Source organism: Micromonospora inyonensis (assembly GCF_900091415.1).
Classification (GTDB): Bacteria; Actinomycetota; Actinomycetes; order Mycobacteriales; family Micromonosporaceae; genus Micromonospora; species Micromonospora inyonensis.
Genome location: NZ_FMHU01000001.1, coordinates 1,381,891 through 1,404,788, shown reverse-complemented (window position 1 = coordinate 1,404,788; position 22,898 = coordinate 1,381,891). Strand labels below are relative to the sequence as shown.

Sequence of the window (22,898 nt, the reverse complement as noted above, 5' to 3'; positions counted from 1 at the left end):
CGTCGGTGGCCCGCCCCCGCCGACAGACGGACGGAGCCTGTCGGTGGGGGCGACGTGCCCCCGGCGGGCTGAGATGCCCCCGGCGGGACTGGGATGCCCTCGGCAGGGCTACCGTGGTCGGGTGTCCGGCTATGCGGCGGTGGTGCTGACCGGTGGCGCGGCGCGCCGGCTGGGCGGGGTCGACAAGCCCGGCCTCGCGGTCGGAGGCCGCCCGATGCGGGACCGCGTCCTGGCGGCGGTCGCCGACGCGGAGCCCCGGATCGTGGTCGGCCCGGACACCACCCCCGTGCTCGCCGACGTCCGGCTGACCCGGGAGGAACCCGCCGGTGGCGGACCGGTCGCGGCCGTCGCCGCCGGGCTGGCCCTGCTACCGCCGGGTACGACCACGGTCGCGCTACTCGCCGGTGACCTGCCGCTGCTCACCGCCACGGCAGTGGGTGAGCTGCGCCGGGCGCTCGCCGCCGACGCCACCGCCGACGGGATCTGCCACGTGGACGCCGACGGACGACGCCAGTTCCTCTGCGGCATCTGGCGTGCGGCTCCGCTGCGGGCCGCCGTCGACCGGCTCACCGCCGACCGGGGCGGGACGCTCACCGGGGCGTCGGTCCGGGCGCTCCTGGCCGGGCTGACCGTGGCCGAGCTGCACTGGTCCGGCGGCGGCCCGCCGCCCTGGTTCGACTGCGACACTGACGACGACGTACGGCGGGCGGAGGAGTGGACGCGATGACGCGGATGGACGACTGGGTGGCGGCGGCCTGTGCCGAACTGGACCTCGACCCGACCGGGGTGCCGGTGCCGGAGGTGCTCGACCTCGCCCGGGACGTCGCCCACCACGTGGTGCGCCCGGGTGCCCCGGTCACCGCGTACCTGCTGGGGCTGGCGGTCGCCCGGGGTGCGGACCCGGCGGCCACCGCGACCCGGCTCGGTGGGCTGGCCCGGTCCTGGCCGGTGGAGTGGGGTGGTGAGGGCACGGCGGGTTGATTGGCCGGGTGGGGGCCGTGGGTAGGGTGGCCCTGACGGACGGAGACGATCATGAGGGCAGACCACCCCCCGACGCCGGCCGATGACGCGGCCGGCACCATGCCGGATCACCATGAGTCGATCCTGCTCGACGAGCCGACCACCGCCGACCTGCGCGCCAAGGTCACCGAGGCGTGGCGGGAGTTCGCCCGGGCGCTCGCCGCACGGCTCGGCGACCTGCCGGTGGGCGCGCACCTCGCGGTCACCCTCGATCCCACCGCCTCCGGCACCGGCGACGCGGTCTACTCGATCAGCGTGGACGTCGACGACGACGGACGGCTCGTCGCCCGAGCGGTCGGCAACGCCACCCTGCCGGAGGGCTACCGGCTGGACCGCGCGGCGGTGGCCGACATGATCGCGCTCGGCTGGTCGCCGCCCGGCGTGGTGGAGGGTTCCGGCGAGTACTTCGGCCTGATCGGCTCGGCCGACGGGGCGACCCGCCTGGCGGCGGCCGTCTCCCGTACGCTCCGGGACGTCTACGGGGCACCGCACCCGGCGTTCCTGGTCTACCTGGTGCACGACGCCGGGGGAGAGCCGCTCCCGACGGGCCCGCTCGGCACCGCCCGCAGCGAGTTCGGCCCGGACCACGACGTCGAGGCGGACCTCGACGAGGCACTCGCCGCCGCGGCCACCCAGACCGGGACGAACGACGTCCTGGCGCTTGCCGAGCAGGTGCGCACGGTCGTCTCCAGCATGCTCAAGTCCGACTCCGACAAGCTCCAGGTCGACTCGGACGGCGACATCAACATCCGGGCCGGCTCGGCGATGGTCTTCGTCCGGGTCCGCGACAATCCGCCCCTGGTCGACGTCTTCTCCCCGGTGCTCACCGAGGTGGAGCCGACCGAGCGCCTCTACGTCAAGCTCTCCGAGCTGACCAACCGCATGCCGATCGGGCGGCTCTACTGCGCCGAGGACACGGTGTGGGCCTCCATCCCGGTCTTCGGCCGAAACTTCCAGGCCACCCATCTGATGCTGGCCGTGCAGGTGATGACGGGGCTGGCGGACGAGCTGGACGACCGGTTGCACGGCGAGTTCGGCGGCAAGCGGTTCTTCGGGGAGGGCGACAAGCCCAGCCGGCGCGAGCAGGACGAAGAGGGCGGGCACCGCACCGGCATGTACCTCTAGCGCAGCCTCGTCGTCGCCGGGCTCTCCGGCCGTGCCGTCGACCTGCTGACCGACGCGCCGGTGGTGGGGTGCGTGGGGCTGCGGGGGGAGGGCGGTTGGGGCCCGGCAACCCCGAGAGCCGGGCCCCAACCGCTTGAGGGGAGGAAGGATCAGGTGGCCGGGATCCAGCCCCGGGTGGTGAGTCCGACGGGGTCGGTGGCCTGGAGCCCGACGCCGGAGAGGGTCCAGAGGGTGTCGCCGACGACCAGGGAGCGCATGATCCCGCCCTGGTGGCCGTCGCCGGGGTGGGTGATCCGGCCGACCTCGGTGAGCCGCGACCCGTCGGTCCGCAGCACCAACGCCTCCTGCCCGACACGCTGCGGCCCGGACACCGGCAGCACCACCAGTCCGCTCGCCGGCCAGAACAGCAGGGCGTGCGGATCGTGCTCGGCCGGCGAGTACGCCTCCGGCCGGTGGTAGTGCGCCAGCCGTGTCGGCTTCGCCGGGTCGGCGACGTCGAAGAGGGAGACCAGCAGGCCCTGACGGGCACCCCGCGTGTCGGCCTCCTGCCCGACTCCGAGCAGCCGGCCCTCGCCCGCCGGTTGCAGGTGCCCGGAGTAGCCGGTGATCTTCAACTCTCCGGTGACCCTCGGGGTGGTGGGGTCGCGCAGGTCGAGCGAGTAGAGCGGGTCGGTCTGCCGGAAGGTGACCACGTATCCGGTGCCGCCGAGGTAACGCACCGAGTAGATCCGCTCGCCCCGGCCCAGCCCGGTGACCGCGCCGACCTGGCGCAGCTCGTCCCCGTCGGTCCGTAGCACGTACACCGCCGAGCTGGAGGCCCCGCTGCGGGAGCGGCCGCCCGGGTCGGTGGTGGTGGCGACCCGCAGGTGCCCCTCCCACTCGGAGAGCGCGTACTGGTTGAGCAGGTGGCCGGGGACGGACCCGGAGGCGACGTACCGGGGGCGGCCGGGCGAGGTCAGGTCGAACCGGTGGAGCCCGGTGCTCACCTCGGACGGGGTGCCGGAGCCGCCCATCCGGGTGACCATTCGCCCGCCCTGGTTGTGGGCGACGTAGAGGCTGGTGGCGGTGCCGTAGACGGTGTCCCCCTCCGCCACCACCCCGATCGGGTCACCGTCGCCCAGCCGTCCGGCGTCGAGATCGAAGCTGAGCAGGTTCAGCAGCGCGGCGCCGGTGTGCCCGGCCGGCCGGGACACCCGGTCGCAGGGAAGCTGGCCGGTCCGTCGGCCACCGTCGTCGCTCCACTCGTACCGGGGCAGCCAGTTCTCCAGCGGAGCCCGGTCGATCGCCGCCTGGTTCGCCGCGACCCGCTCCGTGTCGGTGGCGTCCCGGGCATGCTCCGGGAAGGCGATGCGGGGCCGGGACCGGACCACCACCCGGGCGGTGTCGCCGATCCTGCGGGCGTCGACCAGTTCCCCGTCGATCCGGTACGAGCCGAGCATCCGGGGGGTTCCGGCCAGGTCGACCAGGAGTACCCGGGTCTCCATCGAGGGGCCGACGTCGGGCCGGGGGATGCCGCGTGCCGGGCGGAACGCGTCGGCGGCCAGGACGATCGCCCGGTCGCCGTGCAGCAGCAGCTGGCTGGCCCACCAGTGGCCGTCCCCGGCGACCCGGTTCAGGTCGAGTCGGCCGGCCGCCGCACGGCGGGCGGGGTCGACGACGCGCAGCACGCCCCCGGTGAGCGTGACGATTCGTTTTCCGTCGGTCTTGACCACGTCGGGCTCGTCGGCGTCGGCCTCGTGGTTGTTCGTGGCCGAGTGTGGCTGTTGTTCCGGGGCGGCAGCGGCCGGACCGGCACCCGATCGTGCGCCACCTGCCTCGGCCGCGACGGACAGCGGCACCGGGCCGCCCGGCAGGCCCCACGGACCGACCGCGCTCCGGGCAGCGGCGCGCAGGTCGGTCAGGGCGTCCGCGCAGGAGTCGAAGGCGACCAGTCGCATGGCGACCACGGTGCGGTCGGTGCGGTCCCGCTGTGACGTGCCGGCCGTGCAACCGGTCACCAGGGTGAGCGCGGTGAGGGCGACGATTCCCCGTCTCATGGGGTGTTCCGACGCACCCGGCGCCTGTTCGGTTCCGTCGCCCGGCGACCCTGTCCGGTTCGGTGTCCGCCGTGCCGTTCCCCGGCGGCGTGCGTCCCGTCGTGCCGCCCGTCCGTACCGCGGCCGGGCCGGATCGGGACCTCAGCGGGCGGAGGGGCCGACCCCGGGCGACTCGACCAGCCGGGACAGCACGATGGCGCTGCGGGTCGAGGTGACGAAGGGCTCCGCGCGGAGCCGTTCCAGCGCCTGTTCGAGGTGGCTCATGTCGGCGGCCCGCAGGTGCACCAGGGCGTCCGCCTCGCCGGAGACGGTGTACGCGCCGACCACCTCCGGGTTCCGGCGGGCGACCGCGCCGATCTGGGCCGGGGTGGTCCGGCCGGCACAGAACAGCTCGACGAACGCCTCGGTCGTCCAGCCGACGGCGGCCGGGTCGACGACGGCGGTGAACCCCCGGATCACCCCGGTGGCCCGCAGGCGGTCGACCCGGCGCTTGACCGCCGGGGCGGAGAGCGAGACCCGACTGCCGATCTCCGCGTACGAGGCGCGGGCGTCGGCGACGAGCAACGCAATGATTCGCTGGTCTACGGCGTCGATCTGCAACGTTCCGCCCCTTGGAAGCAATGGTTGTGGCTGTTGACGACGGTCAACCGTACCTAATCTTGGTCATCGTGAACCAGCAGCGAGTGCCGCGAAAGCGGACATATCTCATGTGCTCGCCGGAGCGCTTCGCGGTCGAGTACGCGATCAACCCGTGGATGGACGTCACCACGCCGGTTGACACCGCACTGGCCGTCAAGCAGTGGGACCGGCTGCGGGAGACCCTGGTCAACCTCGGCCACACCGTGCACCTGCTGAAACCGCAGGCGGGCCTGCCGGACATGGTCTACGCCGCGAACGGCGCGTTCGTGGTGGACGGCATCGTCTACGGGGCGCGCTTCAGGCACGAGCAGCGCGCCGCCGAGGCCGCGGCGCACCGCGCCTTCTACGAGGAGCAGGGCTGGCGGTTCATCGCCCCGAACGAGACCAACGAGGGCGAGGGCGACTTCGCGTACGTGTCGGAGGCCCACGGCGGGCTGGTCCTCGCCGGCTACGGCTTCCGCACCGACCCGGCCGCCCACGCCGAGGCGCAGGAGGCGCTCGGTCGTCCGGTGATCTCGCTGCACCTGGTCGATCCGCGCTTCTACCACCTGGACGTGGCGCTCGCCGCGATCGACGACACCAACATCGTCTACTTCCCCGGCGCGTTCTCCCACGCCAGCCAGCGGGTGCTGGCCCAGCTCTTCCCGGACGCGGTGGTCGCCGACGACACCGACGCCCTCGCCTTCGGGCTCAACCTGGTCAGCGACGGGGCGCACGTGGTGCTCAACAGCGAGGCCACCCGCCTGGCCGAGAAGCTGAAGGCCGCCGGGTACACCCCCGTACCGGTCGAGCTGGCCGAACTGAAGAAGGGCGGCGGCAGCGTGAAGTGCTGCATCGCCGAGTTGCGGCACTGACCGCAGCCGTACGCGACGACGGTCGGTGACCGGGCACCGGTCACCGACCGTCGTCGTCGCTCAGCCCAGCGTGGCCAGCTCGGTGACCAGCATGTTCGCCAGCACCTGGCCGTCGAGCTGCACCCGGCGCAGGTACCACCGCTGCTGCGGGGTACGCGGCTGGTTGAACTGCCAGGAACCGCGTGGGCTGTCGATCTGGCCGACCTTGCCGAGCGCCAGGTTCACCTGCTGCGAGTTGGCGTTCGGGCCGGCGAGCCGGATCGCCTTGTCCAGAACCTGCGCCGCGTCGTACGACGCCATCGCGTACGTGGTCGGCGAGGCGTTGTGCTTCTTCCGGTACGCCGCCGCGAACCGCCGGTTCGCCGCGTTGTTCAGGTCGGCGGAGTAGTTCAGCGAGGTCATGATGTTCGCCGCCTCGGCCGGCTTGATCTCGCTGAGCACCGAACCCTCGGTGAGGAAGCCGGGGGCGTAGACCGGGCCCCGGTAACCGGCACCGCGCAACTGGCGGATGAACTGCACCGCCGCCGAGCCGGCGTAGAAGCAGAAGATGGCGCCCGGGTCGCGGGCCAGGGCCTGCTGGATGTCGGCGCGGAAGTAGTCGCCGCCTGGGTCGGTGGAGAAGCGGGTCCAGATCGGCTCGCCGACCAGCCGGGGGTCGGACGCCCCGAACTCCTGCCGGAACCCCTTGACGACGTCGAGGCTGCCGACGTTCTCCGGAGCGATGATCACCACGCGGCTGCCCGCCGGCATCTGCTGCCTGAGGTAGCCGCCGAGGGCCCGGCCCGGCTCGTCGAGCACGTACGACGTCCGCCAGATGTAGACGACGCTCTGCAGGGTGGCGGGGGAGGCGTCGGAGCCCATCAGGGGCACCCGGGCCTGCTCCACCGTGTCCCGGATGCCGACCATGACGGAGGAGTTGACCACCCCGGTCAGGGCGAGCACGCCCTGCTGGAGCAGGTTGTCGACGGCAGCCTTGCCGCTGGCGGCGTTCTCCCCCTCGTCGGCGGTGAGCAGGGTGACCGGTCGGTTGCCGAGGTGCTGGTCGTTGAGGTCGAGGAAGAGCTGGAAACCGTTCAGAAGCTCGTCGCCGATCGGCTTGTAGCCCCCGGCCCGGGGCGCGATCAGCCCGATCTTGATGGGGCTGCCCGCCTCCGGCGCGTCGTCGCCCATGTCGGTGCCGCACGCAGCGGTCAGCCCTGTCGTCCCGACTGTCGCGGCCAACAGTTGAAGCACCCGCCTGCGGTTCATCTGCTACACCGAGTTCCTTCCGGGAGGTGTTGCCTGGACAGTCGCAGTCCCTCCGGCGTTCTACTCTCTCATCGACGCTGCGTCAATGGTCGTTGACCTTGTTGTAATGATCGCAGCGCGCCCGTCACCTCCGGCCACGCCGGCGAGGCTGGGTCGATAAGCCCGAAATGCTCGCACCTGGCCAGCTCGACCAGCGAGACGGGTGCGCCCATGGCCCTGGCTTTTGCGACGAATGCCCGACTCAGTGCGATCGGCACCTGCTCGTCCAGCACACCGTGAACGACCACCGCAGGTGTTCGCGTCGGCACCGAGATCGACGGGTCGGCGTGCGCGTACCGGTCGGGCACCTCTGTCGGGCCGCCGCCGAGCAGCGCGGCCACCGCCCCGCCGTCCAGGTCCCGCCGGTACGCCTCGGCCAGGTCCGCCACCGGGGCCAGGGCCAGCACCCCGGCCATGGTCTCCGGGGCCGTGGCGGCCACGTACAGCGCGAGGTGGCCACCGGCGGAGTGCCCCACCAGGAGCGGCGGCCCGGGGGCGACCCGGTCGGGCAGCTCCCGCGCCGCCAGGCCGGGCAGCGTGGCCACCGCGTCGCGGACGTCGGTGAGCGTCGCCGGCCAGCCACCCCCGGGCTGCCCGGTACGCCGGTACTCCACCTGGGCCACCGGGTACCCGAGCGCGGCCAGTCCGGCCGCCAGCGGACCGGTGTGCGCGCGGTCGTACTCCGCCCGCCAGAAGCCGCCGTGCACCACCACGACCAGCGGTCGGGTCGGCCCGGCCCCCACCGGCCGACGCAGGTCGGCCACCTGGTCCGGCAGGGCGCCGTAGGCGACCGTGACGTCCGGGTCGGGGGCGGGGCGGGTCAGCACCTCACGGGGGCCGCTGGACATGCCGTGACCGTAGAGCGCGGCGCGACCCGGCGAAAACGGGGTGTCCGCCCGGACCGCCCGTGGGTACCGTGCCCGCCATGCCCCGCCTGGAGATCCGACCGTTCGGCACCGAGCATCTGGCGGCCTGCGGTGCGCTGCTGGCCGACCGGCACCGTCGCCACCGCGCCGCCCAACCGTTGCTGTCCCCCCGGTTCGCCGACGTCGACGCGGCCGTCGCGGAACTGACCGCCGTGTTCGGGACGGCGGACGCGTCCGGCGCGGTCGCGTTCCGCGCGGATGTCCCGGTCGGCTTCGTGCTCGGTGCCCCGAAGCCGTCACCGGTGTGGGGACCGAACGTCTGGGTCGAGGCGGCCGGCCAGGCGGTCACGGACGCCGAGGTGGCCCGGGACCTGTACGCGGCCGCCGCCGCCCGCTGGGTCGACGAGGGCCGCACGGCGCACTACGTCCTCGTGCCCGCGCACGACACGGAGCTGGCGCACGCCTGGTTCCGCCTGGGCTTCGGCCAGCAGCACGCGCACGCCATCCGGCGGGCGTCCGGCCCGACCCCGACCACCGGGCCGCCCGTGCGCCGAGCCACCCGGGCGGACGTCCCGGTGCTCGCCCGGCTCGACGTCGAACTGCCCCTGCACCAGGGGCGCTCCCCGACCTTCTCCGCCGGCCGGCTAGGCAGCGTCGAGGAGAGCCTCGCCGAGTGGGCGGAAGACATCGACAACCCTGACTACGCCACTTTCGTGGTCGAACGCGACGGCGAGGTCGTCGGGTCGGCCGTCGGATGCGCCATCGAGAAGTCCGGGTCCCACCTCGGCCTGGCCCGACCGGAGAACGCCGGGTTCCTCGCGTTCGCTGCGGTCTTCCCGCCCGCCCGGGGGACCGGGGCCGGCCGGGCACTGGGCGCTGCGGTGGTCGACTGGGCCGCCGACAGCGGATTCGACAGCGTGGTCACCGACTGGCGGGTGACCAACCTGCTCTCCTCACGCGCCTGGCCGGCGCTCGGCTTCACCGAGACGTTCCTCCGGCTGCACCGCCTGGTCGGCTACTGAGCACCGTGGCGGCCCGGTCGGCGTCCCGGCGAGCGGTGGCACCCCGGCCTGGGTAAAGATGGGTGCCATGACCGAAGGACGTTCCGCTGAACAGAACGAGGAGCCGGGCCGGGACGGCACCGGGCACTCCGGCACCGTGGTGGTGGTCGGCCCGGACGGCCGGCCGGTGGGCACGGTTCAGACCGACGAGGCGCACCAGGAGGACCCCACCCGTCTGGTGGAGCAGCCGGCCAAGGTGATGCGGATCGGCAGCATGATCAAGCAGCTTCTGGAGGAGGTCAAGGCCGCCCCGCTGGACGACGCCAGCCGGCACCGGATGCGGGAGATACACGAGCGGTCGATCGTCGAGCTGAAGGAGGGTCTCGCCCCGGAACTCCGCGAGGAGCTGGAACGGATCTCCCTACCCTTCACCGAGGAGAAGGCCCCCAGCGAGGGCGAGCTGCGGATCGCCCACGCCCAGCTCGTCGGCTGGCTGGAGGGTCTCTTCCACGGCATCCAGGCGGCGCTGGTCGCGCAGCAGATGGCCGCCCGGGTGCAGCTCGAACAGATGCGCTCCGGAGGCCGGCACGCGCTGCCCAGCGGCCCGGGCGCGGTGGTCCCCGGCATGCCGGGGATGCCCCCGTCGCCGACGGGAGAGGGGCACAGCACCGGCCAGTACCTCTGACCCCGGGACCGGGCGTCAGCTCGCGCTGAAGACCCGGTCCAGGTACGTCGCCACGCCGTCCTCGGTGTTCGCCGCCGTCACCTCGTCGGCGATCGCCAGGACGGCGTGGTGCGCGTTGCCCACCGCCACCGCCCGTCCGGCCCAGGTCAGCATCGGTACGTCGTTCGGCATGTCACCGAAGGCCAGCACGTCCCGGGCGGACAGTCCCAGCCGGGAGCAGTACCAGGCCAGCCCGGCGGCCTTGGTCACCCCCGAGGCGGAGATCTCCACCAGCCCGGAGCGCGACGAGTGGGTGGCCTCGGCCAGCCCGGCCAGTGCCTCCGCCACCACGGAGGTGAACCGGTCCGGATCCTGTTCCCCGGCCCGCGCCAGCAGCTTCACCGCCGGGGCGGCGTGCAGTTCCTCCGGCGTCTCGATGGCCCGGATCACCGTCGGGTCGGCGTCCCAGTACAGCGGGAAGTGCGCCTCGTGCCGCATCTGACGGCTGTCCACCACCTCCACCGCGAGGCTCACCCGCGGCACCGCCGCCCGTAGCCGCCGGGCCACCTCGGCCAGCAGGTCCGGGGCGAGCGGGTCGGCACGCAGCACCTCGTCGGCGGCCGGGTCGTAGACCACCGCCCCGTTCGCACAGATCGCCGGCAGCGGCGCGTGGAGCTGCTCGTACACCACCTGTAGCCAGCGGATCGGACGGCCGGTCACCAGCACGACTGGCGTGCCCCGGGTGCTGATCCGCTCCAGCACCCGTGCGGTGTACGGACTCAGCGTCCGGTCCGGGCCGAGCAGGGTGCCGTCGATGTCGGTGGCGACGAGCCGAGGGGTGGGCCGGATGGTGGCGAGGGGCGGGGTCGGGTCCATCAGCCGGACAGTAGCCGGTCCAGGTACACCGCCACCCCGTCGTCGTCGTTGCGCAGGGTCACCTCGTCGGCGACGGCGCGCAGCACCGGGTGGGCGTTGGCGACCGCCACCCGAGCCCAGCCGGCCCACTCGAACATCGGCAGGTCGTTGGGCATGTCCCCGAAGACCAGCACGTCGGCCGGGTCCACGCCGAGCGCCTCGGCCACCACGGTGAGGCCGGTCGACTTGTCCACTCCCGGCGGGCAGATCTCGACGAAGCCGAGCCCGGCCTGGGTGAGCGTGGCCACGTCGGCCGGCACGATGCCCCGCGCCACCTCCAGCAGCTCGTCCACGTGGTGGTCCTGCGTACGCGCGAACGCCTTGATCACGTCGCGGGTCAGGCACTCCGCACGGGTACGCGGCTCGAACAGGTCCTGGTAGGGCCAGCTCGGGTGGTAGTCGCCCCAGAGCGGTGCACTCGGGTCGTCCAGCGCCTCGACCATCACGGTCAGCGGGCCGACCGCCGCCTCCAGGTCGGCGACGATCTCGGCCAGCACCGGCCCGGGAAGCCGCTCGTCGCGGAGCACCACCGGTCCGTCCGGGTCGCTCTGGTCCACCACCCGGCCGCCGCCGGCCATCACCAGGTAGTCGGCGGCCCGGATGTCGTTGCGGGTCAGTTCGGTCAGTCTCGGCCCCCGACCGGTCGCGCCGACGACCGGAATGCCGGCGGCCCGGACCCGGTCGAGCACCCCGTGGGTGTACGCGGAGACCGTCTCGTCGCTGCGGACGAGCGTTCCGTCGAGGTCGGTGGCGATCATCTTCGGCAGTCCCGGGCGGGTCATCGCTCCTCCTTCGCCCGCCGCCGCCGCGCCACCCGAATGGTCGTCGGAGCCTCGCGGTGCGTGACGGCGGGCAGCCACCGTACCTCGCTGATCCGCTCGCGACCACGGCTTCCCGGCGAATCGACCACCAACTCCCGGTGTCGGTTCGGCTACCCGCGCCGGACGGGGAGCGCCGTCAGCGGTCGGTGGGTGGCTCGGGGCCGGCGAACGGGGCGGACGGCTCCACCGTGAGCCCCTCCGGCGCGGGCGGGTGCTCCTCCGCCGCCCGGCGCCGCCGCCTCGGCCACCACGGCCGGTCGGAACGCTCCGCCGTGGCCCCCGGCTCCGCCGTCGCCTGCTCCGGGGAACGGGCCGTCCCGTCCCGCGCCGCCGGCCCGTGCTCCGGGGAATCGCCCGCCCCGCCGCGCGCCGCCGGCCCGTGCTCCGGGGACCGGGAGCCGTCCCCGGACTCCGGACCCGGCCCACGTTCGGCCGACCCGCCCAGTCGTAGCGCCGAGCCGAGCAGCGCCACGGCCACGAACGCCATCACCAGTCCCCGCCCGTACTCGACCTGGAAGCCGCTGTCGGCGCTGTAGAAGAGGGACCGCCGGGTGGAGTCGTCGAGCGAGACGGCAGCCGCGACGAGGAGCGCGAGCAGCGCCACCGCGAGGCCCGAGCCGAGCACCCGGGCGTTGCGCCGGGCGTCGCGGGTGCCGCCGAGTGCGAGCGCCGCCGCGCCGGCCAGGCCGAGCAGCCCGACCAGGTAGGTGACCCCGAAGCCGCCCACCTCGGAGACCCCGCCGGGGACGCGGAGACGGCCACTGCCCTCCGGCCCGTTCTCCGGCAGCGTCATCACCAGCCACTCGCCCATCAGCGAGGCGAGCGCGGCGGCACTTCCCAACCCGACCAGGACGACGGGGAGCCGGGGGTCCCGGCCGAGCCCGGCCACCGTACGGGTGAGGCGTTCCGGCGCGGGGTCGGCCGCGCCCCACTCCAGGATGGCCGGGCCGTCGGACCGGTTGCTCTGGCGGGGAATGGGGAGATCCTGGGACATCGGCCACCCTTCCGCGGTCGCGGGTCCGATCTGCACCGTTCGTGGGCCTGCGCCGAATCATGACACAACCGGCCCGGGACGGCCGGGAGCACCGGGCCGCGCCCGGCCGGCTGGACCGCCGGCCGTGTGACCTGCGCTCCGGGCCGCACGGTGGGGACGACCCGACCGGGTCACGGCGGACGCACCCGGTCGCCGGGCGGGGGCGGGTCGGATAGCGTCGGGACATGCCTATCCGAACCGCATCCGCACGCTGGCAGGGCAACCTGACCGAGGGCTCCGGCACGCTCCGCACCGGCCAGGGAGGGTACGAGGGGAACTACTCGTTCAAGTCCCGCTTCGAGGAGGGCGCGGGGACCAACCCGGAGGAGCTGGTCGGCGCGGCACACGCCGCCTGCTTCTCGATGGCTCTCTCGAAGGCACTCGCCGACGCGGGCACGCCGGGCACCTCCGTGGAGACCACGGCCAAGGTGCACCTGGACAAGACCGACGCCGGCATGACGGTGACCCGGATCGACCTCGACACCACCGGGCAGGTGCCCGGCATCGACGAGGCGGGGTTCACCGCGCTGGCCGAGGAGGCCAAGCGGAACTGCCCGATCTCCCGGCTGCTCTCCCCGGGAGCCGAGATCAGCCTCACCGCCCGCCTGGCGTCCTGAATCCGGGGCGTCGCCCGTCCCGAGCCGGAGCCGGGGGCCTCGCCGCGTCCCGAGCCGACGTCGAGCGGGACGTCGCCGGGGCCACCGGCTACGGCAGAATGGGTGCCGTGCCGGTCGAGATGAGTCGCGAGCGCTTCGAGGAGCTGGTCGGCGACGCCCTCGACGAGGTGCCCGAGGAGCTGCTCAGCCTGATGAGCAACGTGGTGATCCTGGTCGAGGACGATCCACCGCCCGGCGATCCCGAGCTGCTCGGCCTCTACGAGGGGCACGCGCTGACCGAGCGCGGCTGGGACTACTCCGGGGTCCTGCCGGACCGGATCCTCATCTACCGACGGCCGATCCTGCGCATCTGCGACAGCGACGAGGACGTCGTCGACGAGGTCGCGGTGACCGTGGTGCACGAGATCGCCCACCACTTCGGCATCGACGACGACCGCCTGCACGAGCTGGGCTGGGGCTGACCGCCCACCGGTCGTCGGACCCACCACCGCCGGCACGCCGGTTGCGGCGGTCACCTACCCTCCGGGCAGGCAACCCGGATTCAGGAGGAAGACCCATGCGCAGCGCGCTGTTCTCCGCGGAGAACCTCGAGAAGGAGTCCGCTCAGCCCGGCATGCGGCTGCAGAACTCCAAAATGTTGAAGATCGAGCTGAACGGCGAGGCGATGGCCCGCGTCGGCTCGATGGTCGCGTACCAGGGGCAGGTGCAGTTCCAGGCCCTCGGCTCCGGTGGCCTCGGCAAGTTCCTCAAGCAGAAGCTCACCGGTGAGGGCGTCCCGCTGATGAAGCTCACCGGCCGGGGTGACGTCTTCCTCGCCGACTTCGCCAAGGACGTACACATCATCGACCTCGAACCCGGCGACGCCCTGTCCATCAACGGTTCGAGCGTGCTGGCCTTCGACTCGTCCCTCCAGTACGACATCAAGATGGTCGGCGGCACCGGGATGGCCGCGTCCGGCCTGTTCAACTGCGTCTTCAGCGGCCACGGCCGGATCGCCATCACCACCAAGGGCACCCCGGTGGTGCTCAACGTCGACGCGCCAACCTACGTCGACCCGCAGGCCGCCGTCTGCTGGTCGGCGAGTCTCCAGACCGGCTACCACCGGGCGGAGCAGCTCGGCCTGGGCACCCTGCTCGGCCGGAGCACCGGCGAGGCGTTCACGATGAGCTTCGCCGGCCAGGGCTTCGTGGTGGTCCAGCCCTCCGAGGAGCCCCCTCTCCAGGGCAGCGGCAGCACCCAGCAGCAGCAGGGCGGCCTCCTCGGCGGCCTGCTCAGCTGATCCACCTGCCCGCTGAGTGATCCACTGCCTGCAGGGGCCCCTTCCTCACGCATTTTGGTGAGCAGGGGGCCCCTGCAGGCATCTCAGCCGGGCAGCGGGGCGCGGATCAGGGCAGGGTGCCGGCGCGGATGCGGGCCAGCCAGGCCGCCGCGTCGGTGTAGTCGCCGTCGGAGAGGCCGGCGGGGGCGGGGACCGGCCGGTCACCCGGCGCGTCGCTGGAGCGGTGCCGGGGGTACGACCCCAGGAAGCGGACGTCCGCGCAGACCCGGCGCAGCCCCTGCAACGCCTCCCCGAGCCGGACGTCGGCGACGTGGCCGGCGCAGTCCAGGAAGAAGACGTACCGGCCGAGCGCCTCACCGGTCGGGCGGGACTCGATCCGGGTCAGGTTCACCCCGCGTACCGCCAGCTCCATCAGCACCGACAGGAGTGCCCCGACCCGGTCGTGGGCGATGTAGACGGCCAGCGAGGTGAGGTCGTCGCCGGTCGGCGGGGGCGGCGGGCCCGGCCGGGAGACCAGCGCGAACCGGGTCACCGCGTCCGGGTGGTCGGCGATCTTGTCGGCGAGCACCGCCAGTCGGTGCCGGGCGGCGCCGATCGGGGCGCAGACCGCCGCGTCGTACTCGCCGGCGGCGGCCCCGCTGGCGGCGGCCCCGTTGGAGAGGACGTCCACCACCACCGCGTCCGGCAGGTGGCCCCGCAGCCAGTTCCGGCACTGCGTGGACGCCTGTGGATGGGCCGCGACGGTACGGATGTCGGCGAGGGTGGTGCCGGGGCGGGCCCCGAGGACGAACTCCACCGGCAGGACCACCTCGCGGGTGATCACCAGCGGCTCCCCCTCGGCCATCTCGTCGAGCGTCACGCCGACCGCGCCGCCGATCGAGTTCTCCAGGGGCACCAGGGCGGCGTCCGCCTCCCCCGCCCGTACGCCGTCCAGCGCCTCGCCGACGCTGCGCGCGGGCGTACGGGTGCCGCGCTCGGCGGCGGGGACGGTGCGCAGAGCCTGCTCGGCGAAGGTGCCCTCGGGGCCGAGGTAGACGAAACGGGTCGGCGGTGTTCCCGGCATGCCGACCAGCCTACGCACCCGGCAGGCCGCCCGTGCCGTCACAGGCCAGCGTCCGGATCCCGGTCGGCGCGGCAGTCCGCACCTCGATCGTGCAGACGTCCGTGCCGGCGGTGACCAGCCGGAGCGCACCCGGTCGCCCTTGGCTGACCACGGTCAGATCCTCGTACCCGGAGACCGCGAGCACCGTGTACTGCCAGTCGTCCGTGCAGAGCGGCGCACTGCGCACCCGGACCCCGGTGTCCCCGGGCAGCACCCCGGCCGAGCCGCGCACCAGCCGCAGGACCTGCTCACCGGAGGGACCGTTGCGACAGGCGACGGCGACCGCGCCGGAGCCGGGGGTGGACGGCAGGCCCGTCGGCGGCGGGAGCGGAAGACCGGTGGGTGGGGTGGGGGAGGCGGTGGCGGGCGGGACAGCGGTGGCGGTGGGCGTCGACCGTCCGGCCGACTGCTGCTCCAGCTCCGGTGGAGCCCCGCACCCGCCGAGTACGACGGTCAGCAGGCTGAGCGCCAGCATCCGGGAGAAGGTGGTGGGCACGAACCGGTCCTTGACATAGGTGGAGGTCGTTCCGACGGGGTCGTGCCCATGGTAGGTCGAGACGGCCCCGGGGTGAAGTCAGTCGGCGATCCGGTGTCCGGCCTCGCGCAGGGCGGCCGTCGCCTCGACCAGGCGTACCGCCGGCACCAGAAGGTGGTCGGTGTCGTAGGTGGAGAATGCCACCGCGTCGACTCTGGCCTCGGCGAGCGGCCCGACCAGTGCGGCGAGCATCCCGGTCACCACCGAGCCCAGCGGGCCGACGACGCGCAGGCACCGCCAGGCCGTCTCCACGGGAAGGCCGCCGGGCATCCGGTCCACCGGGCAGATCACGGAGACCCCGTCGGCCGCCCAGCTCACCGAGACGACCTGCCCGGTGCCGAGGTCGCTCCAGAGCCCGGGTGGGAGGGCGGCACCGGCGGTCAGCCGGCACACAGCGTACTCGCCCGGCAGCAGAGCGATATCCAGCATGAGGGCACCTTACGGCGTCGAGGAGGCCCCGGTACACGCCTGTTGCCGCGTCGGGCGGACTTCAGACCTCGGAGAAGAAGGTGAGCGAGCCGGCGACGACGCCGTCGGCGAGCACCGGCGTGGAGATGGCGTCGACGGTGGCGTCCGGCGCGTCCGCGCAGGCGGCCTGCACCCGGAGCAGGCCACGGGCGAGTCGACCGGAGGAGAGGGCCAGCAGCGGGGGGATCTTGTCGACCTCCTGCTCGGTCAGCTCGCACCGGTTGGCGGTGAAGTCGAGCAGACGCAACCCGCCGTCGAGCAACGGCAGGCCGATCAGCTCGTCCGGCGTGCCCAGGCAGAGCAGTTCACAGCCGGACGCCGACACGGCGGCGACCTTGGTCTCCACGTCGATCAGAAGGCAGGGTTCCAGGGCGCGGGAGACCGTGGTGGACCATTGCTCGAAGTTGCCGAACCCGTGCTCTGTCGGGGTTCGCGCCGCCGGCACGAACACGTCCGAAAGCGAGAGTTCGACGTGGGCCACCGAGCCTCCTCTGTGCACCGCCGGGCTGTCCATGCTGGCTGGCCGCCTGCCCACCGGCGACCCGCGGAAGCCACCGGACCGCAGGTGGAAAGGGTGCCCGCCAGCGGATGACCGGCGACGGCGCGGACCGGTGGGGGACCCCGGCCGCGTAGCGTCGCCGGTGACGTTACCGGTGGTTGGCCCGCTTGTCAGCGGCCATTCGGCTCTCCTCGTACCACCGGTAGTCGGCAGTTGGACGGTAGGTGTCGTTGGTCCAGGTCCCTGGATGCTGGGCGACCTGCGCGAGCTTCTCCGCGGTGGCCGGGCTGATCCGCGCGCCACCGGCGATGAGCAACCGGTCGAGTTCGCGGTGGGTGGCCATGAGGATGTCCTTCGGCAGGCCGTAGACGCTGATGTCACCGGACCCGACGAAGGCCAGCACCGGCGTCACCGGGATGGTCTTGCCGACGGCCTTGGTGAGCGCCTTGCTGGCCCGCTTGGCGTCCCGGCGGGCCTCCGCCACGTACGGCGGGCGCTTGCCGTTGATCTGGACGACGTCACCGGCGACGAGCACGCGGGTGCGGCCGTGGTCGACGATGCTGATCGCGAACAGCCCGCTGGGGCCGATGGCGAGGAACCCGGCACGGTCGTCGTGGACCGGGTCGAGCAGTGTGTCCGCCAGGTCCGCCCGCGGCCACTCGATCACGTGCCAGGCCGGCCCGAGGGTGTCGAGCTGGCCGAGCGCGCGGGCCCCGGCGGCCTCCAGCCGACGGGCACCCCGTTCCGCGCGGCGACGACGTGCCCACCCGAACGGCGAGGGCCGAACCGGGGCGGGGAGGCCGGAAGCCTCGATGTGGGACGGTGGAGCCCCCATGGGCGGCAGTGCCCGGCTGGTGGGTACGGCTCGACGTGCGGGAAAGACAGACATCGCGACCTCCGGCAAAAGGTCCCTCGAAGTTATGTCCTCACTACCCTACGTGGCTAGGCCGGTGTGTCGGCAAGTCGAAGCACCGGAGTGAGTGTGGATGAATGTCACATTCATGACCACCTCTTTTCCCGGATGCCGTCAACCACTGGCCTAGGCTGCGTGGGTGACCCACTACGTGGACAGTGAGGTCGGCCGGCTCCGCACCGTGCTCCTGCACCGGCCCGGCCCCGAACTCGCGCGACTCACCCCCCGCAACAACGACTCACTTCTGTTCGACGCTATCCCATGGGTGGGTAGGGCACAGGAGGAGCATGACGCCTTCGCCGCCGCCCTGCGCGAGCGCGGGGTGGAGGTGCTGTACCTCGCCACCCTACTGGCCGAGACACTGGCGGTCGCGGACGCCCGCGCGGAGCTGACCGACCAGGTACTGCGGGACCGGCGTCTCGGCGAGACGCTGCGTCGCCGGGTCGCCGACCACCTCGCGTATCTCGATCCGGCCGCCCTCGCCGACGTGTTCGTCGCCGGCCTCGCCCACGAGGAACTGCGGACCAGCTGGGACCGTCCCGGCGGGCTGGTCTACACGTTGATGGACCGGCACGACTTCGTCATCGACCCGCTGCCGAACCTGCTCTTCAGCCGAGACTCGTCACTGTGGATCCGGGACCGGGTCGGGGTGACCAGTCTGGCCATGCCGGCCCGGCGTCGGGAGACCTCGCTCACCGCCGCGATCTACCGGCACCATCCCCGCTTCGCCGACTCCCGGTTCCTCTACGAACCGGGCCTGGAGCACCTCGAGGGCGGGGACGTGCTCCTGCTCGCGCCGGGCGTGCTGGCGGTGGGGGTGGGCGAGCGGACCACGCCCGCCGGCGCGGAGCGACTCGCCCGGCGGGTCCTCGCCGCCGGACTGGCCCACACCGTTCTGGTGGTGCCGATCGCGCAGGAGCGGGCCACCATGCACCTGGACACCGTCTGCACCATGGTCGACGTGGACGCCGTGCTGATGTACCCGAACGTCGCCCACACGCTGTCGGCGTACACGGTGGTCGCGGGGCCGGACGGCGAGCCGCAGGTCGACGGGCCGGCCCCGTTCCTGCGCGCGGCGGCCGACGCGATGGACCTCGACGCGCTCCGGGTGATCGACACCGGACTGGACCCGGTGACCGCCGAGCGCGAGCAGTGGGACGACGGCAACAACACGCTCGCCCTGGCCCCCCGGCTCTGCGTCGGCTACGAACGCAACGTCGAGACCAACGCCCAGCTCGAACGGGCCGGCATCGAGGTGATCCCGATCGCCGGATCCGAGCTGGGCTCCGGCCGGGGCGGCCCGCGCTGCATGTCCTGCCCGCTGGTCCGCGACCCGCTGCCCGGCTGAGGGTTTGCAGGGGTCCCCTGCTCGTCAAGAAGCGTGAGGAGGGGGCCCTGCAGGCACCTGGGAGGGCTCAGCTCAGCCCGGTGAGCCCGGGAAGGCTCAGCAGCCCGGTGAACATGGGCGGGCTCAGCGGAGCGTCAGCTGCCTGCCGAGCAGGCCCTGCCGGGCCCGGCGGCCCGCTGCGTCGAGCGGCGTCCGGTCGGCGAGCGCCTCGGCGTACCGCTTGGCGAACTGCGCCAGCGGCTCCTCCCAGTCGGCGGCGGGCGGCGACGCGGGCAGGTCCCAGACCGGCACCAGCCGGCCGTGGGCCCGGAACATGCCGGCGAAGCGGGTCTGCTCGCCCAGGGTCAACGTGCCGGCGGCGCCGAGGCGCGCCAGCGTGTCCAGCGCGGCGTCCTCGTCGTCCGGGAGGACCCAGCGCACGTGCGCCTGCTCCGGCACCTGGCACCAGTACGCGGCGCGGGCCGCGGAAAGCTTGACGGTTGGGTAGACCGCCGCGTTGGCGCGCTCCAGCGACGCCTGCACGTTCGGGTCGTCGCTCGCGCCCGGGTCCAGCCAGAACTCGAACCCGTCGTGCATGGTGACCTCCAGCGGTCCGTCGACCAGCACGTCCTGGAGGCGCGGACCCGGACCGGGTAGCGGCGGCACCGGGACGGACCGGCCCGGCTCGGTACGCAGTGCGCAGAGCAGCGCCTCCGCCAGGTCGCGGGAGACGTCACCGGACTGGAGGTGCCGCTGGAGCCCGATGAAGATCCGCCCGTCCGGCTTGGTCATGGCCGGGGTGGCCATCGGCAGCACCGTCGCCAGAGTCACCGGGCGGTCGCCGTACTCCTCGACCAGCGCGGGCGTCAGACGCAGCGGCGCGGACGCGGCCGGCACCAGCTCGCGTAGGGCGATCCACTCCGCCTCGTCGGTGAGTCCCTCGAAGGGGCGGGGAACGAAGATGTCCCGCACCTTCTCCCGCTTCGGGGTGTCTTCGGCGGCCCGCTGGTTCTTTCGACGCTTGCTCACGGCGAGACAGCCTAAGGGCCGGGGGCACGGATGTGGGGCGTGGTACGTGGGACCCGTCGGCGCGTCCCGGTCACCCGCCCGCGGCCACCAGATCGGGCCGGTTCACCTCGGCCGGGTCGAAGTCGGCCCAGACGCTCTGCCCGAGACCGTCGCGGTCGACACCCCACCGGCTCGCCAGACCGGCGACGATGTGCAGTCCGCGCCCGTCGGCCGCGTCCAGTCCTGCGGTCCGCATCCGGGGCGGTGACGCCGCCCCGCCGTCGGTCACCCGGATCCGGACGTGCTGCCCGTCGCCCTCGGGGCGCAACCGCCAGGCCACCCGGACCACCCCGCCGGGGAGCGGTTCGGCGTGCCGGACCGCGTTGCCGACCAGTTCGGCGAGGACCGCGACCAGATCGGCCAGCAGGGGCGGTGGCACCTCGGCGGAGAGCACCGCGGCCAGCCGGTGCCGGGCCAGGCGTGCCCCACTCGCGTGGTGGGGCACCACCACGCACCAGGACCGCTCCGCCGACCTCGCCGACACGCCCGTGCCTCCTCGTCGCGTACCTCGCGCCGGTGGGATCTCACCCGCGCGGCAGCCGCACCTCTGCGACCGTACCTCCCTGTGTCCCTGGCCGTAGTGATACCCACCCGTTCCGACGTTCCACGAGCCGGCGGACGAGATAGAGGCCGAGCCCCGCGCCGGGATAGCGCCGCCGGTCCCCCGACTCGCCCTGCCAGAACCGCTCGAAGGCCCGTTCCACGTGCTCCGGCCGGATGCCGACGCCCCGGTCGCTGACCCGGAACGCGACGGTCTGCTCGTCGGCGTCGACGCTGATCGTTATCGGGGAGTCGGGCGGGGAGTACTTGTCGGCGTTGGTGGTCAGCTCGGTCAGGACGGTCGCCAGGTCGGCCCGGTCGCCGAGCGCCGGGGGCAGGCTGGCGGGCAGGTCGAGGACGATCCGTTGCCGCAGCTCGGCGGGGAGATCGGTGACCGCCGAGCGGAGCGCCTCGACGAGGTCGATCGCGGTGGGCGGGGTGTCCGCGCCCGTCCCGAGGTCGGTGGCGGAGGAGAGCAGCCGGTCGAGCAGGCGGGCCAGCTCGTTGGCCCGCTGGCCGATCACCCGGGCCGCCTTGCGGCGGTCCGCGTCGGTCAGGGAGTCCCAGTGGTCGGTGAGGGTGTTCGCGTACCCCTTGATGACGGTGACCGGGGTGCGCAGCTCGTGGCTGGTCACCGCGACGAAGAGGTCCCGCTCCTGGTCGCGGCGTTGCTGGTCGGTGATATCGCGGAAGGTCACCACCCGCAGGGAGCCCGGTCCGGGCAGCTCACCGGAGGCGACGCGCAGCCAGCGCCCGTCCGGCAACCGGTGGTCGAGCACCTGCCCCGGCGGCGGCAACGGGAACGGCAACGGGTGGTCGAGGGCCTGCCCGGTGCTGCGGCCGGTCACCTCGGCGGCGGCCGGGTTCCACAGCCGGACGTAGCCTTCCCCGTCCACGACGGCCAGGCCGTCGGCGAGCGCCGCCACCACCGGGCCGTCGCCGTGCACCGGCAGCCCGGTCTGGTCGCCGTACATGTGCGCGATGCAGGAGGCGAGGTAGCCGACCACTGCGGTGGCCTCCCCGTCCACGGTGGGGTGCAGGGCGTGCAGACTGCCGACCGGCCGACCGCCGATCTCGGCCCGCGCCGCGATCAGCCAGCAGAGCCCCCGCCGGGTCAGCTCCTCGGCCAGGTTGCCGGTGAAGCGGTCGATCCGGACCCGCTGCACCCGGGGACCGTGCATCAGGCAGGCGGTGGCCGGATCGGAGGGGGGTAGCGGCCGACCGAGCGCCCACTCGGCGGCGCCGGTCGCCGCGATCACCCGTCCGCCGTGCGGGGTGAACTCCACGAACGCCATCCCCGTCGCCCCGAGGGCCGGCTGGGCCACCCGGAGCAGCTGGGTGAGGACGGGCAGCCCGGTGTCACCCGAGTTGATCCTCTCGACCACGACGGTGTGGCCGGCGATGAGAGCGGCGTAGTCGGGTCGCTCCGGCATGCCCCAGAGTGTGCCTTCCCGCTCGGGTTCCCGACACCCCAGACCTGATCCGGCCCCGCCGTCGGGCTCAACCACGCCGGGCCAGGGCCAGGGCCGGTCGATCGGTGATGATGCCGTCCACCCCGGCGGCGAGGACCAGGTCGACGTCGTCCGGCTCGTTGACCGTCCAGACGTACACCTGGTGACCGGCGGCCCGCAGCGTCGGGACGAGCCATGGCCGGGACCGGACCAGCGCGATGCCCGGCCCGGCGATCCGGGCCCCGAAGGGCAGCCGCCCCAGCCGTAGCCACCCGGGCAGCGTGTCCAGCAGCAGCACGGTCGGCAGCGTCGGGGCCAGTTCCCGGGTACGCCGCACGGCCAGCGGCGAGAACGACATCACGGTGACCCGTACGGGGTCGTCCGGTCCCTGCTCGGTGAGGCCGTACCGGCGCAGCACGTCGACCAGCCGTCGTTCCACGTTCCCGCCGTACCGGGTGGGGTGCTTGGTCTCGATCAGCAACCGCACCGGTCGGCCGGCCCCGTGTACCGCGTCGAGCAACCGCTCCAGCGTGAGCAGCCGGGTACGCGCGGGGTCGACCGGCTCGTCGGCGTCGGGTCCGCAGCCCGGGTGCCACGAGCCGAAGTCCAGCGCCTCCAACTCGGCGAGGGTACGTGCACTGACCTTGCCCCGCCCGTTGCTCGTCCGGTCCAGCCGGCGGTCGTGCACGCAGACGAGGTGCCCGTCCCGGGTCAGCCGGACGTCGCACTCCAACCCGTCCGCGCCCTCCTTGAGCGCCCGCAGGTACGCCGCGAGCGTGTGCTCGGGCAGGGCGGCGGAGGAACCGCGGTGGGCGAAGACCAGTGGCCCACTCATCGC

Annotated in this window: 26 protein-coding genes; 10 read left to right on the top strand and 16 right to left on the bottom strand. The window is 73.5% G+C overall.

The window, feature by feature from the left end; genetic code table 11:
* Positions 1–121 precede the first annotated feature (121 nt).
* From mobA to GA0074694_RS06380, 3 genes are read left to right on the top strand one after another with little or no spacing between them, the layout of a single operon-like run.
* Complete coding sequence (gene mobA, locus GA0074694_RS06390) at positions 122–727, top strand: molybdenum cofactor guanylyltransferase (protein WP_425413579.1); 606 nt, start codon at positions 122–124, stop codon at positions 725–727.
* The gene (locus GA0074694_RS06385) at positions 724–981 is read left to right on the top strand and encodes a DUF6457 domain-containing protein (RefSeq protein WP_091458756.1); all 258 of its coding nucleotides are present in this window, start codon (positions 724–726) and stop codon (positions 979–981) included. The genes mobA and GA0074694_RS06385 overlap by 4 nt, the downstream gene beginning before the upstream one ends.
* Positions 982–1,032: 51 nt before the next feature.
* Positions 1,033–2,145, top strand: a complete 1,113-nt coding sequence (locus GA0074694_RS06380) for a T3SS (YopN, CesT) and YbjN peptide-binding chaperone 1 (protein WP_091453877.1) — start codon at positions 1,033–1,035, stop codon at positions 2,143–2,145.
* A gap of 149 nt (positions 2,146–2,294) precedes the next feature.
* On the opposite strand, the gene GA0074694_RS06375 is transcribed toward GA0074694_RS06380, so the two are convergent.
* Positions 2,295–4,181: a beta-propeller domain-containing protein gene (locus tag GA0074694_RS06375; RefSeq protein ID WP_091453874.1), complete on the bottom strand. Its 1,887-nt coding sequence runs from the start codon at positions 4,179–4,181 to the stop codon at positions 2,295–2,297.
* A 141-nt stretch (positions 4,182–4,322) separates the two neighbouring features.
* Positions 4,323–4,781, bottom strand: coding sequence for an Lrp/AsnC family transcriptional regulator (locus GA0074694_RS06370; RefSeq protein WP_091453869.1), 459 nt, complete (start codon positions 4,779–4,781; stop codon positions 4,323–4,325).
* A gap of 59 nt (positions 4,782–4,840) precedes the next feature.
* Between GA0074694_RS06370 and ddaH the strand changes: the two genes are divergently transcribed.
* Positions 4,841–5,674 (top strand): dimethylargininase, encoded by an 834-nt coding sequence (gene ddaH / locus GA0074694_RS06365; protein ID WP_342670918.1) that lies wholly within the window; start codon positions 4,841–4,843, stop codon positions 5,672–5,674.
* A gap of 60 nt (positions 5,675–5,734) precedes the next feature.
* Here the strand turns inward: ddaH and GA0074694_RS06360 are convergent, their stop codons facing one another.
* Positions 5,735–6,922 (bottom strand): ABC transporter substrate-binding protein, encoded by a 1,188-nt coding sequence (locus GA0074694_RS06360; protein ID WP_091453862.1) that lies wholly within the window; start codon positions 6,920–6,922, stop codon positions 5,735–5,737.
* 68 nt (positions 6,923–6,990) lie between these two features.
* Complete coding sequence (locus GA0074694_RS06355) at positions 6,991–7,809, bottom strand: alpha/beta hydrolase family protein (protein WP_091453859.1); 819 nt, start codon at positions 7,807–7,809, stop codon at positions 6,991–6,993.
* 77 nt (positions 7,810–7,886) lie between these two features.
* Here GA0074694_RS06355 and GA0074694_RS06350 point away from each other — a divergent pair, with 77 nt between their 5' ends.
* Together GA0074694_RS06350 and GA0074694_RS06345 are read left to right on the top strand one after the other, a co-directional pair.
* A complete protein-coding gene (locus GA0074694_RS06350) occupies positions 7,887–8,849 on the top strand; it encodes a GNAT family N-acetyltransferase (protein WP_245714564.1) in 963 nt (320 codons plus the stop codon).
* Positions 8,850–8,907: 58 nt separating this feature from the next.
* Entirely contained in the window at positions 8,908–9,513 is a 606-nt protein-coding gene (locus tag GA0074694_RS06345) for a bacterial proteasome activator family protein (protein WP_091453856.1), read from the top strand.
* Between the two features lie 15 nt (positions 9,514–9,528).
* Here GA0074694_RS06345 and GA0074694_RS06340 read toward each other — a convergent pair whose 3' ends face one another.
* From GA0074694_RS06340 to GA0074694_RS06330, 3 genes are all read right to left on the bottom strand, one after another.
* Entirely contained in the window at positions 9,529–10,368 is an 840-nt protein-coding gene (locus GA0074694_RS06340; protein ID WP_245714563.1) for an HAD family hydrolase, read from the bottom strand.
* Entirely contained in the window at positions 10,368–11,189 is an 822-nt protein-coding gene (locus GA0074694_RS06335; RefSeq protein ID WP_091453852.1) for an HAD family hydrolase, read from the bottom strand. Before GA0074694_RS06335 ends, GA0074694_RS06340 begins: the two co-directional genes overlap by 1 nt.
* 175 nt (positions 11,190–11,364) lie before the next feature.
* Positions 11,365–12,222: a hypothetical protein gene (locus GA0074694_RS06330; RefSeq protein ID WP_091458748.1), complete on the bottom strand. Its 858-nt coding sequence runs from the start codon at positions 12,220–12,222 to the stop codon at positions 11,365–11,367.
* 224 nt (positions 12,223–12,446) lie between these two features.
* On the opposite strand from GA0074694_RS06330, the gene GA0074694_RS06325 reads away from it, so the two are divergent.
* From GA0074694_RS06325 to GA0074694_RS06315, 3 genes are all read left to right on the top strand, one after another.
* Positions 12,447–12,878 (top strand): OsmC family protein, encoded by a 432-nt coding sequence (locus tag GA0074694_RS06325; protein WP_091453849.1) that lies wholly within the window; start codon positions 12,447–12,449, stop codon positions 12,876–12,878.
* Positions 12,879–12,976: 98 nt separating this feature from the next.
* Positions 12,977–13,339, top strand: a complete 363-nt coding sequence (locus tag GA0074694_RS06320) for a metallopeptidase family protein (RefSeq protein WP_176737798.1) — start codon at positions 12,977–12,979, stop codon at positions 13,337–13,339.
* Positions 13,340–13,434: 95 nt separating this feature from the next.
* Positions 13,435–14,157 (top strand): AIM24 family protein, encoded by a 723-nt coding sequence (locus GA0074694_RS06315; protein WP_091453846.1) that lies wholly within the window; start codon positions 13,435–13,437, stop codon positions 14,155–14,157.
* Between the two features lie 106 nt (positions 14,158–14,263).
* Here GA0074694_RS06315 and pheA read toward each other — a convergent pair whose 3' ends face one another.
* From pheA to GA0074694_RS06290, 5 genes are all read right to left on the bottom strand, one after another.
* Positions 14,264–15,220, bottom strand: coding sequence for a prephenate dehydratase (gene pheA, locus GA0074694_RS06310; protein ID WP_091458741.1), 957 nt, complete (start codon positions 15,218–15,220; stop codon positions 14,264–14,266).
* A gap of 10 nt (positions 15,221–15,230) precedes the next feature.
* A complete protein-coding gene (locus GA0074694_RS06305) occupies positions 15,231–15,734 on the bottom strand; it encodes a hypothetical protein (protein ID WP_091458743.1) in 504 nt (167 codons plus the stop codon).
* Between the two features lie 99 nt (positions 15,735–15,833).
* On the bottom strand, positions 15,834–16,223 hold the full coding sequence (locus tag GA0074694_RS06300; protein ID WP_091453842.1) for an ACT domain-containing protein: 390 nt from the start codon (positions 16,221–16,223) through the stop codon (positions 15,834–15,836).
* 61 nt (positions 16,224–16,284) lie between these two features.
* Positions 16,285–16,743, bottom strand: coding sequence for a hypothetical protein (locus GA0074694_RS06295; RefSeq protein ID WP_091453840.1), 459 nt, complete (start codon positions 16,741–16,743; stop codon positions 16,285–16,287).
* A gap of 166 nt (positions 16,744–16,909) precedes the next feature.
* Positions 16,910–17,650, bottom strand: coding sequence for a hypothetical protein (locus GA0074694_RS06290; RefSeq protein WP_091458739.1), 741 nt, complete (start codon positions 17,648–17,650; stop codon positions 16,910–16,912).
* 163 nt (positions 17,651–17,813) lie between these two features.
* Between GA0074694_RS06290 and GA0074694_RS06285 the strand changes: the two genes are divergently transcribed.
* A complete protein-coding gene (locus GA0074694_RS06285) occupies positions 17,814–19,022 on the top strand; it encodes an arginine deiminase (protein WP_091453836.1) in 1,209 nt (402 codons plus the stop codon).
* A 123-nt stretch (positions 19,023–19,145) separates the two neighbouring features.
* On the opposite strand, the gene GA0074694_RS06280 is transcribed toward GA0074694_RS06285, so the two are convergent.
* The 4 genes from GA0074694_RS06280 to GA0074694_RS06265 all read right to left on the bottom strand — a co-directional run bounded on the left by GA0074694_RS06280 (position 19,146) and on the right by GA0074694_RS06265 (position 22,895).
* Positions 19,146–20,030 (bottom strand): DUF5926 family protein, encoded by an 885-nt coding sequence (locus GA0074694_RS06280; RefSeq protein WP_091453833.1) that lies wholly within the window; start codon positions 20,028–20,030, stop codon positions 19,146–19,148.
* A 70-nt stretch (positions 20,031–20,100) separates the two neighbouring features.
* On the bottom strand, positions 20,101–20,520 hold the full coding sequence (locus GA0074694_RS06275; RefSeq protein ID WP_176737931.1) for an ATP-binding protein: 420 nt from the start codon (positions 20,518–20,520) through the stop codon (positions 20,101–20,103).
* A gap of 73 nt (positions 20,521–20,593) precedes the next feature.
* Positions 20,594–22,042, bottom strand: coding sequence for a sensor histidine kinase (locus GA0074694_RS06270; protein WP_091453828.1), 1,449 nt, complete (start codon positions 22,040–22,042; stop codon positions 20,594–20,596).
* A gap of 67 nt (positions 22,043–22,109) precedes the next feature.
* A complete protein-coding gene (locus GA0074694_RS06265; RefSeq protein WP_091453825.1) occupies positions 22,110–22,895 on the bottom strand; it encodes a glycerophosphodiester phosphodiesterase in 786 nt (261 codons plus the stop codon).
* Between the last annotated feature and the right edge of the window lie 3 nt (positions 22,896–22,898).